The sequence below is a fragment of the Nocardiopsis oceani genome (assembly GCF_054777395.1).
The window spans coordinates 64963-80068 of sequence record NZ_BAAHAR010000018.1; the positions used below are offsets into that span (position 1 = coordinate 64963).

Below are 15106 nucleotides of genomic sequence, written 5' to 3' on the forward strand. Positions count from 1 at the left end.
CCCGCCGTCGCAGCGAAGCGGGTCAAGGTGGAGCGCCAATGACGCGCGAAGCGCTCGATGGCGACGACCTTGACGCGCGCAGCGGAGACGGCCACCATCAAGCGGCAGGAAACGGGGAACCCCGTACCCGCAGGGAACCCCGCACCAGCGGGGAACCCCGCACCAGCGGGGAACCCCGCACCAGCGGGGAACCCCGCACCAGCGGGGAACCCCGCACCAGCAGGGAACCCCGCACCAGCAGGGAAACCCAGCTCACAGGTGTCTACCGAACTGAAGCAACTTCAGTTCTGTGTGTGGGCACTAGCGCCCAATAGTTTCCGCTCATGGGGGCTCCGGCTGCTCCTGGCCGCGGTCCGGGTAACCAAACCCCTTTGTCAGTAGGCTCTCAGGCAGCATCCGCACGACGGGGGCGGCGGCCCGGACCCCGGGCCGCCGCCCCCGTCGTCAGCTCTCCCCGAAACCGGGGAGGGGGTCGAGGCCTGCGCCCCACTCCAGGGACCGGACCGTCGCCTCTTGGAGGCTGCGCGCCGCGGTGGTCCGCAGGTCGGTGTCGGCGGAGGCGCTCAACCACAGGTAGGCGTCCACCGAGGTCGTCTCCAGGCCCGCGGCGAAGGAGTCCATGTCCTCGCCGCCGCGCCCTTCGGGCAGCGGGTAGGACGACAGCGCGGGCGGGGGGTCGATGTCCCGCTCCACCGCGGCCTCGTGCAGGGCGTCGCGCAGCGCCTTGTGCTGGTAGGCGGCCTCCGACGCGCGATCGCGGCGGTCCTCGTCCTCGGCCGCCCCGCCGATGAACTCGAACCCGTACACGGCCGCGTGCTCAGCGCTCAGGGCCTCCGCCAGCGCCGCGGCGGTGGGGTCGCCGCCCTCCTCCGTGGCCGGGCTCTCAGCGGCGGTCTCCAAGGGCGTAGCGCTGTCGCTCAACGTGTGTGCCTTCCTTGCGGGGCGTCGGCCGGGGTGCGGAAGCTGTGTTTCGGGAGCTGGGCGGCGGGCGCGCTCAGGCCCGCGCGAGCAGGTGGGCGTGCCCGGCCTCGCACGCGCCGATCCCGCTGATGAGCTGGGCCAGGGCGGGGTCGGTGACCGCCGCCGCCTGGTCGAGCCGTGCGCTGGTCGCCGCGGCCGCCAGGGCGCGCAGCCCCGACACGTCGAGCACCGCGTCCAGCGCTGGGTCCTCGGCCGGGGGCTCTTGGCCGTCCTCCGCCCCGCCGGGCCCGGTCTCTCCGCCGGGCTCGTCCTCGTCCTGGGCGAAGTCCTCCGGTAGGGCGTTGACGAGGGAGTCCACGTGGGTGAGGTGGTGCTCCAGCAACTCCTCCAGGAGCTCCGAGGGGCCCGTGCCGTTCTCCAGCGCCGTCTCGTACCGCACGATCATCCGCTCCTTGTCGCTGATCAGCGAGCGCAGGACGTACACGTCCGGGGTCTCGTCGGAGGGATACCAGTCGGCCGTTCCGCAACCGCTCAGACCCGCGGTCCCGGCCGCCGCGACGCCCATGGCCGTGACACCCAGCACTGTGCGGCGGTTGACGTTCCACAGGCCCACGCGGTCTCCTCCCTGCCCCGCGCCTCGGCGCGGTCTCCACGGCTCCCGCTGTCAGCGGCGGCCAGCCCCATCTTTCCACGGCCGGGGGCGGGCGTGGTCCGCCGCGACACCCCGTACGAGCGCGGGCTTCCGGCCACCGGCACCGGAGGCCGCGACGCGCCCTGCCCGCACTTACCGACCTGGGGCCGCCCCAGGTGTGGATACCCTTGCATCCACAGCCGCCGTCGCACGCGACGCGCGGCACTCACGTGTCCCCCGTGGGGCGCGGACCGAATGCAGACTACGTACAGAGCTGGACCGCCCCGTTCAACGGCCGACGGCCGAGCGGGCGGAATTTCGCCGTTTGAGGGGCAAGAACGCATGGGAGCGCACGCGCGCGATGAGCGCATTGTCGAGCTGCTGGAGCCGGTACTGGCCGAAGCCGGACTGGACCTGGAGGCCGTCGAGCTGACACCGGCGGGCAAGCGCCGGGTCCTGCGCGTGGTGGTCGACTCCGACAACGGGGTCGACCTGGACACGGTCGGCGAGGTCAGCCAGGCCGTCAACGACAGCTTGGACGCCTCCGACGTGATGGGTGAACTGCCCTACGTCCTGGAGGTCACCTCACCCGGGGTGGACCGTCTGCTGACGCAGCCGCGCCACTGGCGGCGCTCCCGCGGTCGACTGGTGAAGGTCTCCCTCGTCGAGGGAGGGGATGTCACCGGTCGCGTCACCGACTCCGACGACCAGGGCGTGACCCTGGACGTCAAGGGCCGGACCCGCACCCTGGCCTACGACAAGATCGCCAAGGCCAAGGTCCAGGTGGAATTCCGCCGCGACGCCGACACCGACGCGGCGGACTAGAGGGGGAGCCCCGTGGATATTGACATGAGTGTCCTGCGCAGCCTGGAGCGCGAGAAGGACATCGCCGTCGAACTGGTGGCCAAGGCCATCGAGGACGCGCTGCTGATCGCCTACCACCGCGAAGAGGGCGCCGACAAGAAGGCCCGCGTGGAGCTGAACCGTTCCACCGGCCACGTGGTCGTCTGGGTCGCCGAGACCGGCGAGGAGGGTGAGGTCGTCGGTGAGCACGACGGGACCCCCACCGGCTTCGGCCGCATCGCGACCTCCACGGCCAAGCAGGTCATCCTCCAGCGTCTGCGCGACGCCGAGGACGAGCTGACCCTGGGCGAGTTCGCCGGCCGCGAGCACGACATCGTCTCCGGCATCATCCAGCAGGGCAAGGACCCGCGGAACGTCCTGGTCGACCTCGGCAAGATCGAGGCCATCCTGCCCCCGCAGGAGCAGGTCCCCACCGAGGCCTACACCCACGGCGAGCGCCTGCGGGCCTACGTGGTGCAGGTCCGCAAGGGCCACCGCGGCCCCTCGGTGACCTTGTCGCGCACCCACCCCAACCTGGTGCGCAAGCTCTTCGAGCTGGAGGTCCCCGAGATCGCCGACAGCACAGTCGACATCGCGGCGATCGCCCGTGAGGCCGGTCACCGCACCAAGATGGCGGTCCGCTCCAACCGGGGCGGCGTCAACGCCAAGGGCGCCTGCATCGGTCCGCTCGGCAGTCGTGTCCGGAACGTGATGGCCGAACTCCACGGAGAGAAGATCGACATCGTCGACTTCTCCGAGGACCCCGCGGTGTTCGTCGCCAACGCCTTGTCCCCGGCCCGGGTGAGCTCCGTGGAGATCCTCGACCTGGCCGCCCGTGTGGCCCGCGTGGTCGTGCCCGATTACCAGCAGTCGCTGGCGATCGGCAAGGAAGGGCAGAACGCCCGGCTCGCCGCGCGCCTGACCGGTTGGCGGATTGACATCCGTTCGGACGCGGAGCCCGCCGACGCCGCCGGTGAGGGCTATGAGCCCAGCGGGGGGACTTTCGAGCCTGTGGCCGAGGGCTACGGCGGGGTCGAGCCGGGCAGTGGCAACGCACCTTCGGCCGGTTAATCGGGTCGCAGGTATGTCCCGACACGATATGGTGGCCGAAGACGGTCGTGACCGTCCCGTGCGTACATGCGTGGGGTGCCGGTCGCGGACAGTCCAGTCCGACCTTGTGCGGCTGGTGGCCGAGGGCACGGTCATCACGCCCGACACCCGGGGTCGACGTCCGGGGCGCGGCGCATACCTGCACCACGACCGGCGATGCCTCGAGCTCGCCGAACGTCGCAGGGTGTGGTCCCGTGCCTTTCGGAACCGGAACGGTGGAGGTTCCACCGGGTGGGACGCCTCACTTGTGGCGGCCCTACTCGGTGACGCCCCGCGTGACTGAACACTTCGCCGATCCGGATAGGGTTGGAATGTCTGGGCTGGCCTCGAGGTTATAGAGACCGAGGTCGGTGTGCTGTGCTGTGTCGGCACGCAGAGCTGGCCCATTGTTGTGTAGCGATGAGGAAGCAGGTCGAGATTGCGATGAGCGCCTGATGAGTACGCAGCGATGAGTAACTCAAGCTAACGACGGTCCGGCACAAGCCCATGTCCCGGACCGAAGCTGAAGGAGAGTAGTGGCGAAGGTCCGGGTGTACGAACTCGCGAAGGAGTTCGGTGTAGAGAGCAAGGCCGTGCTGGCCAAGCTCAACGAGATGGGCGAATTCGTTCGTTCGGCGTCCTCCACGATAGAGGCCCCCGTCGTGCGACGCCTGCAAGAAGCTTTTGACGACAAGGGTTCCGACGGCAACGGCAAGAAGGGTGACTCGGCTGCAAAGCCCGGCCCCGCCAAGCCCGCCGCCGAGAGCTCCGCGCGCCCCGCAGCTCCCAAACCGGGGCCCGCTCCCAAGCCGGGCCCGAAGCCGGGTCCCGCTGCCAAGCCCGCGGCCCCGCAGGAACAGAAGCCCGAGGAGCCGGCCGAGAAGCCTGCCCCGCAGGTGGACAAGCCCGCGGTGCCGCATTTCGAGAAGCCCGAGGAGTCCGCGCCCAAGCCCGGCCCCAAGCCGGGTCCGAAGCCGCCCCGCGGCGAAGGGCCCCGTCCGGCCGCGCCCAAGCCCGGTCCGGCCGTCGGCCGCGGTGAGCGACCGCAGCGCGGCGACCGCCAGGAGCGTTCCGGTGGCCGTGACGGCGGTCGCGGCCCGCGTCCGGGCGGTCCCCGTCCGGGTCCGCGCCCCGGCAACAACCCGTTCGCGTCCAACGCCTCGGGCATGGGCTCCAAGCCGGCCGCTCCGCGTCCGGGTGGCGGTGCTCCGCGTCCGGGCCCGCGTCCCGGTCCGCAGCAGGGTGACCAGCGCACCCCGCGTCCGGGCGGCGGTGCTCCGCGTCCGGGCCCGCGTCCCGGTCCGCAGCAGGGTGACCAGCGCACCCCGCGTCCCGGCGGCGGTGCCGCCGGTGGCGCTCCGCGTCCCGGTGGTGCCGGTGGCCCGCGCCCCGGTCCCCGTCCCGGCGGTCCGCGTCCCAGCCCGATGAACATGCCCTCGTCGCGCCCGACCCCGCCCCCGGGCGGCGGTCGCGGTGGCGGTGGCGGTCGTCCCGGCGGCGGTGGCCGCGGCCGTGGCGGCGCTCCCGCGGGTGCGGGTCCGCGCCCCGGTGGCGGCGGTCGTCCCGGTGGTTTCGGCGGCCGTCCCGGCGGTGGCCGTGGCCGCGGTGGCGGAACGGCCGGTGCGTTCGGCCGTCCCGGCGGTCGTCCCGGACGCGCCCGCAAGTCCAAGAAGCAGCGGCGTCAGGAGTTCAACGACCTCCAGGCCCCGTCCTTCGGCGGCGTGAAGATCCCCAGCGGCAACAACCAGACGATCCGTCTGTCGCGTGGTGCCTCGCTGTCGGACTTCGGCGACAAGATCGACGTCAACCCGGCGTCGCTCGTCCAGGTCATGATGCACCTGGGTGAGATGGTCACCGCGACCCAGTCGCTGCCCGACGAGACACTGCAGCTGCTCGGCGAGGAGCTCACCTACAGGGTCGAGGTCGTCAGCCCCGAGGACGAGGACCGCGAGCTCCTGGAGTCCTTCTCCATCGAGTTCGGCGAGAACGAGGGCGGCGACGCCGACCTCCGTCCGCGCCCGCCGGTGGTCACCGTCATGGGTCACGTCGACCACGGTAAGACCCGACTGCTGGACACCATCCGCAAGGCCAACGTCGTCAGCGGCGAGGCCGGCGGGATCACCCAGCACATCGGTGCGTACCAGGTCGCGACCGAGGTGGACGAGGAAGAGCGCAGGATCACCTTCATCGACACCCCCGGTCACGAGGCGTTCACCGCCATGCGTGCCCGTGGTGCGAAGGTCACCGACGTCGCGGTTCTGGTCGTGGCGGCCGACGACGGCGTGAAGCCGCAGACGGCCGAGGCCATCGACCACGCCAAGGCGGCCGACGTCCCGATCGTCGTCGCGGTCAACAAGATCGACGTCGAAGGCGCCGACCCGCAGCGGGTGCGTGCCCAGATGACCGAGTACGGCCTGGTGGCCGAGGAGTTCGGTGGCGACGTCCAGTTCGTGGACATCTCCGCTCTCCGCGGCGACAACATCGACTCGCTCCTGGAGTCGATCGTGCTGACCTCCGACGCGGCCCTGGACCTCCAGGCCAACCCGGACATGTCGGCGCAGGGTCTGGCCATCGAGGCTTACCTGGACCGCGGTCGCGGTTCCATGGCCACGGTGCTGGTCCAGCGCGGCACGCTCCATGTCGGGGACTCCATCGTCTGCGGCGACGCCTACGGCCGCGTCCGCGCCATGCTCGACGAGCACGGCGAGAACGTCCAGAGCGCCGAGCCGTCCCGTCCGGTCCAGGTGCTGGGTCTGACCAACGTGCCCAGCGCCGGTGACAGCTTCCTGGTCGTCAAGGACGACCGTGTGGCCCGTCAGATCGCCAACCAGCGTGAGGCGCGCGAGCGTTTCGCGCAGCAGGCGAAGTCGGCCCGCCGGGTCACCCTCGACAACTGGCAGTCCGCCATCAAGGAGGGCGAGCGCTCCGAGCTGCTCCTCCTCATCAAGGGCGACATGTCCGGTTCGGTCGAGGCGCTCGAGGAGTCGCTGCTCAAGATCGATGCCGGTGGCGAGGAAGTCAGCATCCGGATCATCGGCCGCGGTGTCGGTGCGATCACGCAGAACGACATCAACCTGGCGTCGTCCGCCGAGGCGATCATCGTCGGCTTCAACGTTCGGCCCGAGGGCAAGAACAGCCAGCTGGCCGACCGCATGGGCGTCGACATCCGGTACTACTCGGTCATCTACCAGGCCATCGACGAGGTCGAAGCCGCCGTCAAGGGTCTCCTCAAGCCCATCTACGAGGAGGTCCAGCTCGGCAGCGCCGAGATCCGCGAGGTCTTCAAGGTGCCGAAGATCGGCAACATCGCCGGTTCGATCGTCCGCGACGGGATCATCCGCCGCAACAGCAAGGCGCGTCTCATCCGCGAGGGCCGGGTTATCTCGGAGAACCTCAACGTCGACTCGCTGCGCCGTTTCAAGGACGACGCGACCGAGGTCCGCGACGGCTTCGAGTGCGGTATCGGCGTCGGATACAACGACATCCGGGTCGAGGACGTCATCGAGACCTACGAGATGCAGGAGAAGCCCCGCGACTAGCTGGTCGCGCGGACTGATCCACCTGGGGCCCCGGACGAGCGTGTCCGGGGCCCCGCCTTTGACGGCTCACACAACACCACAGGTGATCACTTGTACGTTGGGGCGCTCACTCTGGACGTCCTCCTCGGAGACGTCCACTCGCTCAAACAGAAGCGTTCGATGGTCCGGCCCGTCATCGCCGAACTGCGCCGGAAGTTCTCGGTGTCGGTCTCGGAGGTCGGGGAGCACGACCTCTACCGTCGGGCGAAGATCGGTGTGGCGGTGGTCGCGCCGACCGCCGCCCACGCACGGGACCTGATGGACACCTGCGAGCGTTTCGTCGCGGGCCGTCCCGAACTGGAGCTGCTCTCCGCCAGGCAGCGGCTCTTCAACGAAGAGGAAGACTGACGATGGTTGACGCCGCACGCGCGCGCAAGATCGCGGACCGTATCCAGCGGATCGTCGCTGAGATGCTGGACCGGCGCATCAAGGATCCGCGCCTGGGATTCGTCACCGTGACCGACGCCCGCATCACCGCGGACCTTCGGGACGCAAAGGTGTACTACACGGTGTTCGGTTCCGAGGAGGAGAAGGCGGCCAGCTCGGCCGCCTTGGAGAGCGCCAAGGGTGTGATCCGAACGGAGGTCGGTCGGCAGACCGGTATCCGGCACACCCCGAGCCTGACCTTCATCATCGATGAGGTCCAGGAGAACGCCCAGCACATCGAGAAGCTGCTGGTCGACGCGCGCAAGTCCGACGAGGAAGTGGCCCAGCGGGCCACCGGAGCCGAGCCCGCGGGTGAGGCGGACCCGTACAAGGTCCCCCGCGAGGTCGAGGACGAAGACCAGTAACACCCCTTCGGGTGGCGGTGCGACCAGCGCCGCCACCCTTCCCTTTCCACATCCCTGAGGAGTCCCATGGCCGAGAGCGGTGTCCTGGTCGTCGACAAGCCCGCCGACTGGACGTCACACGACGTGGTCGCCAAGACCAGGGGTCTGGCGCGCACCCGACGCGTGGGGCACGCGGGCACCCTGGACCCGATGGCCACCGGGGTCCTGGTGCTGGGGATCGAGAAGGGAACCAAGCTGCTCGGCCACCTGACCCTGACGGAGAAGACCTACGAGGCCACGATCCGGCTCGGTCTGGTCACCAACACCGACGACGCCGAGGGCGAGCCCGGTACCCGCGCGGAGGCCTCCGGGGTGTCCGACGAGGACGTGCACACGGCCGTCGCCAAGCTCACCGGCCCCATCCAGCAGGTGCCGCCGCAGGTCAGCGCGATCAAGGTGGATGGCAAGCGGGCCTATAAATCGGCCCGTGAGGGCAAGGAGGTGGCCCTGAAGTCCCGCGAGGTCACCGTCACCGGGTTCGAGGTGACCGGCATCCGCCGGACCCCGGATCCCGAGGGCGCCTTCGTGGACGTGGACGCGGTCATCAGCTGCACCAGCGGTACCTACATCCGCTCGCTCGCCCGCGACATGGGGGAGGATCTGGCGGTGGGCGGCCACCTCACCGCGCTGCGCCGCACCCGGGTGGGCCCCTACGACCTGTCCCAGGCGCGCACTCTGGACCAGCTCGCCGAGGAGTTCACTCAGGTCCCGCTGGCCCAGGCCGTCGCGGTGGCCTTCCCGGTGCGCACCATGGACGAGGACGAGACCCGCGCCATCCGGCACGGCAACCGCATTGGACCGAGCTCCCTCGGGGAGGGCCCGATCGGCCTGTTCGCCCCGGACGGGACCGTGGTGGCCCTGGGAGAGAACCGCCCCGGCCACATGAAACCCGTAGTGGTCTTCGCCCCGGCTTAACCCAGCCCGGCTTCGATCCAGCGGCGCATGAGGACGGTTGGCTTGACCCCCTCGTCGGAGGCTGCTTCCCGTACTCGGTCCATCAGGTACTTGGGCAGTTCAATCGAGGAGACGACAATGACCTTGTCAAACGACGCGTGTTGTTCCAGCTCGGCGGCGTCGATCTCCTCGCTGATGTCCCGGTTTCCGTAGTAGTCGGCCAGCCTGTCGAGTTTCTTCTCGTCCACCATCAACCACACTTCCGCTTGGACGTCCGCCGTTCAGGTCGGCGTCAGATCTTGATGACCGTGACCTTGTCCCCGCAGAGCTTGCGCAGGTCGTCGGGATCCGAGGTCAGGATGGTGACCGGGCCGGGCGCCGCGAGCGCGGTGGCGCACAGCATCGCATCGATGGCATGCCGGTGGCCGTGCAAGCCTGCTTCGGCCAGCAGTCGGGCGGCTTCTCTGGCGGTCTGCTCACCTACCGGTTCGACGGTGATCTGTGAGAGCCGCCAGTCCAATGCCGCGCGGTTGATACGCGGATGGATCACTTCTACGAGTGTTGCGGAACTCGTAAGGACTCGACTGTCTTCGGCCCTGGCGAGTACAAGCCAGCGAGTGACACTCCGATCCTGGAGGACCGCTTTGGCAAGTCCTTCACTGTCGAGAACGAGCGTGCCGTTGGGACGAGGGCTAGGTGTCACCTACTCCACCGGTCCCGGGGTGCCCTGCTCCTTGCGAGCCCGGTACAACTCCTCGCGCGTCTGATGGAGCTCTTCATCGGTGATAGGACCGTGGTGTGCTTCCATCTCCCCGATGAGGTCGTTGAGATTGTCCCGTTCAAGCTGTCTCGCGACAGCAGCGGCGACATAGGAGGACAGGCCGGAGGGCCCGCTTCGGGAGCGTGCCCGCTCAGCGATGTCCCTGGGCAGGGTGATCGAGTACTTCTGAGTAGCATCACTCATGCTACTTATGCTACCCATCATGCCACCATGCCATTCGGATGGCTGCCAGGTGGTTTCCCCGTGTAGGTCTGATGTAAGTGAATCGCTCACATGAGTGAAGATAGCGGGGCGTCACCGGCTGTGTGCGGTTTCGGGGAAAGTAGTTCCTCTTCCTCTGATACTTGGCTCAGAGGTGGTGGGGGGACTTCTTGAGGAACTCGGACAGGGCGGCGGTGAGTTCCCCGGGGCGCTCGATGGACGGGAGGTGGCCGGTGTCGGGCATCTCCAGCAGCCGGGACCCCCGAATGCCCTCCGCGTAGCGGTCGGCGACCTCCTGGACCTCGGGGATCTCGGACAGGCCCTTGACCACCAGGGTGGGGACCCCGATCTCTCCGAGGCGGTCCGCGGCCGGGTGCTCCGGCCACTCGGTGTGGTTGGCCGGGCTCGCCCAGCGGCGCGTGTACATCTCGCGGAGCATCAGCAGCGACAGGTCCCAGGCCTCGGCGGGCATCTCCTCGTCGAGGCGATCCGGGCCCAGCACCATGAACCGGGCCTGCGCCTCGGCCATGGCCGCCACGTCGGCCTGGTCGGGTGTCGCGTTCCCCGCTTGGTAGGCGGCCAAGCGATCCTGCGCCACGGCGGACAGCGCCATCTCCTGACCGGCCCGCACGAAGGACTCCGGCCACACGTGCCCCGACATCCCCGGGCACACCAGAGCCAGGCGGTTGACCCGCTCGGGGGCATGCAAGGCTGCATCGACCGCGTAGGCACCGCCGTAGGACGCACCGACCAGGGCCGCCTCGCCGATGTCCAGCGCGTCCATCAGCGCCAGCAGGTCCTCGTGGTGGCGGACGCCGCCGTCGTGGTCGGCCGAGTCCCCGTAGCCGCGCCAGTCGTAGCGCACCACCCGGTGGTCCTTGGAGAACTCCGCGAACTGGTGGCCCCACATCCGGCGGTCGGCCACACCCGCGTGCACGAAGACGATCGCGGGCCCGGCCCCGGCCTCGTCGTAGGCCAGCTTCGTCGTACCGGTGTCGATCATCGCCATCCGGGCACGGTAAACCGGGTGTCCGCGCAACGCCAACCCTTCTTTGCCTACGGGAGAGCGGTGGCCGAGTGCGGTGGGCCACACCGGGTGCGTGTCGGATGCGCGGTCTCCGACGTGGCAGGCTTGAGACGGACGAAGTTCACGACCACGAACAAGGGGAGCCGAACGTGCGGCGATGGGACGGGCTGGAGGACATTCCCGCCGACTGGGGGCGGTCCGTGGTGGCGGTCGGTGTCTTCGACGGTGTGCACCGCGGACATCAGGCCATCCTCGCCACCGCGGTGGCCCGCGGGCGCGAACTGGGGCTCCCGGTGGTGGTGGTCACCTTCGACCCCCACCCGCAGCGCGTGCTGCGCGGGGCCACACCCCCGGTCCTGACCCGGGTCGAGCGGCGCATCGAGCTACTGGGTTCGTACGAGGCCGACGCCGTGTGCGTCCTGCCCTTCACCAAGGAACTGTCCTCGCTCAGCGCCGAGGAGTTCGTCCAGCGGGTGCTGGTCGACCGCCTCCACGCCGCGGCGGTGGTGGTCGGCGAGGACTTCCGCTTCGGCCACCGCGCGGCCGGGAACGTCGCCGCCCTGGCCGAGCTGGGGGAGAAGTACGACTTCACGGCGGACGGGGTGCGCCTCATCGCCGAAGGCGACACCATCACCTCCACCCGGGTCCGCTCCCTCCTCGAGGACGGCGACGTGGCGACCGCCGCCGGCCTGCTGGGCCGCCCGCACCGCGTGGTCGGCGAGATCGTGCACGGTGCGGCCCGCGGGCGCGAACTCCTGGGCTTCCCCACGGCCAACATGGACCTGGCCCAGGACACGGCCGTTCCGGGCGACGGGGTCTACGCCGGATGGCTGAGCCGGTTGGACCGGACGGAGGGGCACGAGACCAAGTGGCCCGCGGCGATCTCGGTGGGCACCAACCCCACGTTCGACGGCGCGGAGCGCACGGTCGAGGCCTACGCCTTGGACCGCGACGACCTGGAGCTCTACGGGCTGCGCATGGCCGTGGACTTCACCGCGCGTATCCGCGGGCAGGAGCGGTTCGACAGTATCGACGAGCTCATCGTGGCGATGCGCCGCGACGTCGACCGCTGCCGGGACACTCTGGGCGTCTGAGTCCGCTGTCACCCTGGACACAGGCGTGCCACCTCCCGGTTTGCGGTAGGGTGGTCCTGTCCACGTGTGCCCGCTGTCGGCCGCGCCCCTCGGTGCGCGGATCCTGCGGGAGCGCGGTGCACCCACGCCATCGGCGGCGGGCCGCGCACGCCACACGCGACGGTGACTGTTCGTACGCGCGGTCACCGCGTCTGAACCCTGTCATGTACCGGGGTTCGCCCTGCGTACCGACTCTCATGTGAAGGAGCGCCGTGTCGATCGACACCGCCACCAAGGAAAAGATCATCGCCGAGTACGGCAACTCGGAGGGTGACACCGGCTCCCCCGAGGTCCAGGTCGCGCTGCTGACGCACCGGATCACGGAGCTCACCGAGCACCTGAAGGACCACAAGCACGACCACCACAGCCGTCGTGGCCTGCTCCTGATGGTCGGCCGCCGCCGCCGTCTGCTCAAGTACGTCGCCAAGCAGGACATCACCCGCTACCGCTCGCTGATCGAGCGCCTGGGTCTGCGCCGCTAGGTTGATCGGAGGGAGTGGCTTCGGCCGCTCCCTCTTTGTTAGTAAGGTGTAACCGGAGTGGAGTCCGACACCGGACGTCACCCGCGCACCACCCGCGCCGCTTCCCCGGTCCACGGGGTCGGTCCTCGGTAGTGGTCTCCGGAATACCGCCCGTACCAGTACGGACGGTGCCGTGGGCTTCGATCGATGACCGGCCGTCATCAACTCCGGGGCACGACGCGGGAGCAAGAACGCGCCGCGCCTTCGGCACAGCTGTGTCCGGCGCGTCGAACCCGAATACGTGTAGTAGGAGGTCGCCCATGGAGGGCGTTTACTCAGCCGAAGCCGTCATCGACAACGGCAAGTTCGGTACCCGCAACATCCGCTTCGAGACCGGTCGCCTGGCACGCCAGGCCGCTGGTTCGGCCACGGTCTTCCTGGACGACGAGACCGTCGTCCTGTCGGCCACCACCGCCTCGAAGCGCCCCAAGGAGAACCTCGACTTCTTCCCCCTGACGGTGGACGTCGAGGAGCGGATGTACGCCGCCGGCCGCATCCCCGGCTCCTTCTTCCGGCGTGAGGGCCGTCCTTCCGAGGACGCCATCCTCACCTGCCGCCTGATCGACCGTCCGCTGCGCCCCTCCTTCAAGAAGGGCCTGCGCAACGAGATCCAGGTCGTCGAGACGATCCTGTCGCTGCACCCCGAGCACCTGTACGACGTCGTCGCCATCAACGCGGCCTCGATGTCCACGCAGGTCGCCGGGCTGCCCTTCTCCGGCCCGCTCGGCGGCGTCCGCGTCGCGCTCATCGACGGCCAGTGGGTCGGCTTCCCGACCCACAGCGAGCTGGAGAACGCCACCTTCGACATGGTCGTCGCCGGCCGTGTCCTGGACGACGGCGACGTCGCGATCATGATGGTCGAGGCGGAGTCCACCGTCCACACCCTGAAGCTGGTCGCCGAGGGCGCCGTCGGCCCCAACGAGCAGACCATCGCCGAGGGCATCGAGGCCGCCAAGCCCTTCATCAAGGTGCTGTGCAAGGCCCAGCAGGCCGTCGCCGACCAGGCCGGCCGCGAAGAGGGCGAGTTCCCGATCTTCCTCGACTACGAGGACGACGCCTACGCCGCCGTCGAGGGCGCCGTGCGCGAGGAGCTCTCCAAGGCGCTCACCATCTCCGACAAGCAGGAGCGCGAGGGCGAGCTCGACAAGATCAAGGCCTCCGTCACCGAGAAGCTGGCCGAGGACTTCGAGGGCCGCGAGAAGGAGGTCAGCGCCTCCTTCCGGACCCTGAGCAAGCAGCTCATGCGCGAGCGCGTCCTGCGCGACCAGGTCCGCATCGACGGCCGCGGCCCCAAGGACATCCGCCAGCTGAGCGCCGAGGTCGGCATTCTGCCGCGGGTGCACGGTTCGGCGCTCTTCGAGCGTGGCGAGACCCAGATCATGGGTGTGACCACGTTGAACATGTTGCGCATGGAGCAGACGGTTGACACGCTCAACCCGGACAAGACCAAGCGCTACATGCACAACTACAACTTCCCGCCCTACTCCACCGGTGAGACCGGCCGGGTGGGCTCGCCCAAGCGGCGCGAGATCGGGCACGGCGCCCTGGCCGAGCGGGCCCTGCTGCCGGTTCTGCCCGCCCGCGAGGAGTTCCCGTACGCCATCCGCCAGGTGTCCGAGGCCCTCGGGTCCAACGGCTCCACCTCGATGGGTTCGGTCTGCGCCTCGACCATGTCCCTGATGGCGGCCGGTGTGCCGCTGAAGGAGATGGTCTCCGGTATCGCGATGGGTCTGATCAGCGAGGGCGACCAGTTCGTCACGCTGACCGACATCCTCGGTGCCGAGGACGCCTTCGGTGACATGGACTTCAAGGTCGCCGGTACCCGTGAGCTGATCACGGCCCTGCAGCTGGACACCAAGCTCGACGGCATCCCCGCCGAGCAGCTGGCCCTGGCCCTGCAGCAGGCCCGCGGCGCCCGCCTGGCGATCCTGGACGTCATGCAGGAGGCCATCGAGCGTCCGGCCGAGATGAGCCCGCACGCTCCGCGCATCCTCACCGTCCGGGTGCCCACCGAGAAGATCGGCGAGGTCATCGGCCCGAAGGGCAAGATGATCAACTCGATCCAGGACGACACCGGCGCGGACATCTCGATCGAGGACGACGGCACCATCTACATCGGTGCCACCGACGGGCCCTCCGCCGAGGCCGCCCGGGACACGATCAACCAGATCGCCAACCCGACCATGCCCGAGGTGGGCGACCGCTACCTGGGCACCGTCGTGAAGACGACCGCCTTCGGCGCGTTCGTCTCGCTGCTGCCCGGCAAGGACGGTCTGCTGCACATCTCGCAGATCCGCAAGCTGCACGGCGGCCAGCGGATCGAGAACCTCGACGACGTCATCGGCATCGGCGAGAAGATCCAGGTCGAGATCCGCGAGATCGACGACCGCGGGAAGCTCTCCCTGGTCCCCGTCGAGGTCGTCGAGTCCGAGGCCGCCCCGGCGCCCAAGGCCGACGCCGACGAGGCTTCGGACGAGGACTCCGGCAACGGCAACGGCAACGGCGACGACAAGGGCGAGGGCGCCCCGCGCCGCCGCCGTCGCCGCAACTCGGGCGGGCGTTCCGAGAACACCTGATCCTCAGGGCTGAGCCCGGTACGGGGCGGTCGCGTCTTTCACGATGCGGCCGCCCCGCCGTCGTTCGCCCCCGTATGCTCT

General features: G+C 69.5%; 16 protein-coding genes. 10 read left to right on the top strand and 6 right to left on the bottom strand.

Translation table 11 applies throughout. From position 1 onward, the window contains the following. Positions 1-444: 444 nt before the first annotated feature. Positions 445-921 carry a ferritin-like domain-containing protein gene (locus ACYVDG_RS12385; RefSeq protein ID WP_460750019.1) on the bottom strand — a complete coding sequence of 159 codons (477 nt, stop codon included), beginning with the start codon at positions 919-921 and terminating at the stop codon, positions 445-447. 73 nt (positions 922-994) lie between these two features. Further along, positions 995-1534, bottom strand: coding sequence for a hypothetical protein (locus ACYVDG_RS12390; RefSeq protein WP_460750024.1), 540 nt, complete (start codon positions 1532-1534; stop codon positions 995-997). Between the two features lie 360 nt (positions 1535-1894). Here ACYVDG_RS12390 and rimP point away from each other — a divergent pair, with 360 nt between their 5' ends. The 7 genes from rimP to truB all read left to right on the top strand — a co-directional run bounded on the left by rimP (position 1895) and on the right by truB (position 8807). Beyond that, on the top strand, positions 1895-2377 hold the full coding sequence (gene rimP / locus ACYVDG_RS12395; RefSeq protein ID WP_460750030.1) for a ribosome maturation factor RimP: 483 nt from the start codon (positions 1895-1897) through the stop codon (positions 2375-2377). Positions 2378-2401: 24 nt separating this feature from the next. Further along, complete coding sequence (nusA, locus tag ACYVDG_RS12400; RefSeq protein ID WP_460750034.1) at positions 2402-3466, top strand: transcription termination factor NusA; 1065 nt, start codon at positions 2402-2404, stop codon at positions 3464-3466. A 28-nt stretch (positions 3467-3494) separates the two neighbouring features. Beyond that, complete coding sequence (locus tag ACYVDG_RS12405; protein WP_460750270.1) at positions 3495-3788, top strand: YlxR family protein; 294 nt, start codon at positions 3495-3497, stop codon at positions 3786-3788. A 232-nt stretch (positions 3789-4020) separates the two neighbouring features. Then, the gene (gene infB, locus ACYVDG_RS12410) at positions 4021-7023 is read left to right on the top strand and encodes a translation initiation factor IF-2 (RefSeq protein WP_460750037.1); all 3003 of its coding nucleotides are present in this window, start codon (positions 4021-4023) and stop codon (positions 7021-7023) included. Positions 7024-7113: 90 nt separating this feature from the next. After that, positions 7114-7410, top strand: coding sequence for a DUF503 domain-containing protein (locus tag ACYVDG_RS12415; protein WP_460750042.1), 297 nt, complete (start codon positions 7114-7116; stop codon positions 7408-7410). 2 nt (positions 7411-7412) lie between these two features. Next, on the top strand, positions 7413-7853 hold the full coding sequence (gene rbfA / locus ACYVDG_RS12420) for a 30S ribosome-binding factor RbfA (protein ID WP_460750045.1): 441 nt from the start codon (positions 7413-7415) through the stop codon (positions 7851-7853). Between the two features lie 66 nt (positions 7854-7919). Beyond that, positions 7920-8807 (top strand): tRNA pseudouridine(55) synthase TruB, encoded by an 888-nt coding sequence (gene truB / locus ACYVDG_RS12425; protein WP_460750049.1) that lies wholly within the window; start codon positions 7920-7922, stop codon positions 8805-8807. On the opposite strand, the gene ACYVDG_RS12430 is transcribed toward truB, so the two are convergent. From ACYVDG_RS12430 to ACYVDG_RS12445, 4 genes are all read right to left on the bottom strand, one after another. Then, entirely contained in the window at positions 8804-9034 is a 231-nt protein-coding gene (locus tag ACYVDG_RS12430; protein ID WP_460750054.1) for a hypothetical protein, read from the bottom strand. The two genes, truB and ACYVDG_RS12430, sit on opposite strands and share 4 nt — an antisense overlap. A gap of 44 nt (positions 9035-9078) precedes the next feature. Beyond that, positions 9079-9489, bottom strand: coding sequence for a type II toxin-antitoxin system VapC family toxin (locus tag ACYVDG_RS12435; protein WP_460750058.1), 411 nt, complete (start codon positions 9487-9489; stop codon positions 9079-9081). Continuing rightward, positions 9490-9750, bottom strand: a complete 261-nt coding sequence (locus ACYVDG_RS12440; protein ID WP_460750062.1) for a CopG family transcriptional regulator — start codon at positions 9748-9750, stop codon at positions 9490-9492. Positions 9751-9916: 166 nt separating this feature from the next. Further along, on the bottom strand, positions 9917-10777 hold the full coding sequence (locus ACYVDG_RS12445; RefSeq protein ID WP_460750068.1) for an alpha/beta fold hydrolase: 861 nt from the start codon (positions 10775-10777) through the stop codon (positions 9917-9919). A 167-nt stretch (positions 10778-10944) separates the two neighbouring features. Between ACYVDG_RS12445 and ACYVDG_RS12450 the strand changes: the two genes are divergently transcribed. The 3 genes from ACYVDG_RS12450 (at position 10945) to ACYVDG_RS12460 (ending at position 15025) form a co-directional block, all read left to right on the top strand. Then, the gene (locus ACYVDG_RS12450) at positions 10945-11889 is read left to right on the top strand and encodes a bifunctional riboflavin kinase/FAD synthetase (protein WP_460750074.1); all 945 of its coding nucleotides are present in this window, start codon (positions 10945-10947) and stop codon (positions 11887-11889) included. Between the two features lie 251 nt (positions 11890-12140). Further along, positions 12141-12410 (top strand): 30S ribosomal protein S15, encoded by a 270-nt coding sequence (rpsO, locus tag ACYVDG_RS12455; protein WP_460750078.1) that lies wholly within the window; start codon positions 12141-12143, stop codon positions 12408-12410. Positions 12411-12709: 299 nt separating this feature from the next. After that, the gene (locus ACYVDG_RS12460; RefSeq protein ID WP_460750083.1) at positions 12710-15025 is read left to right on the top strand and encodes a polyribonucleotide nucleotidyltransferase; all 2316 of its coding nucleotides are present in this window, start codon (positions 12710-12712) and stop codon (positions 15023-15025) included. Positions 15026-15106 lie beyond the last annotated feature (81 nt).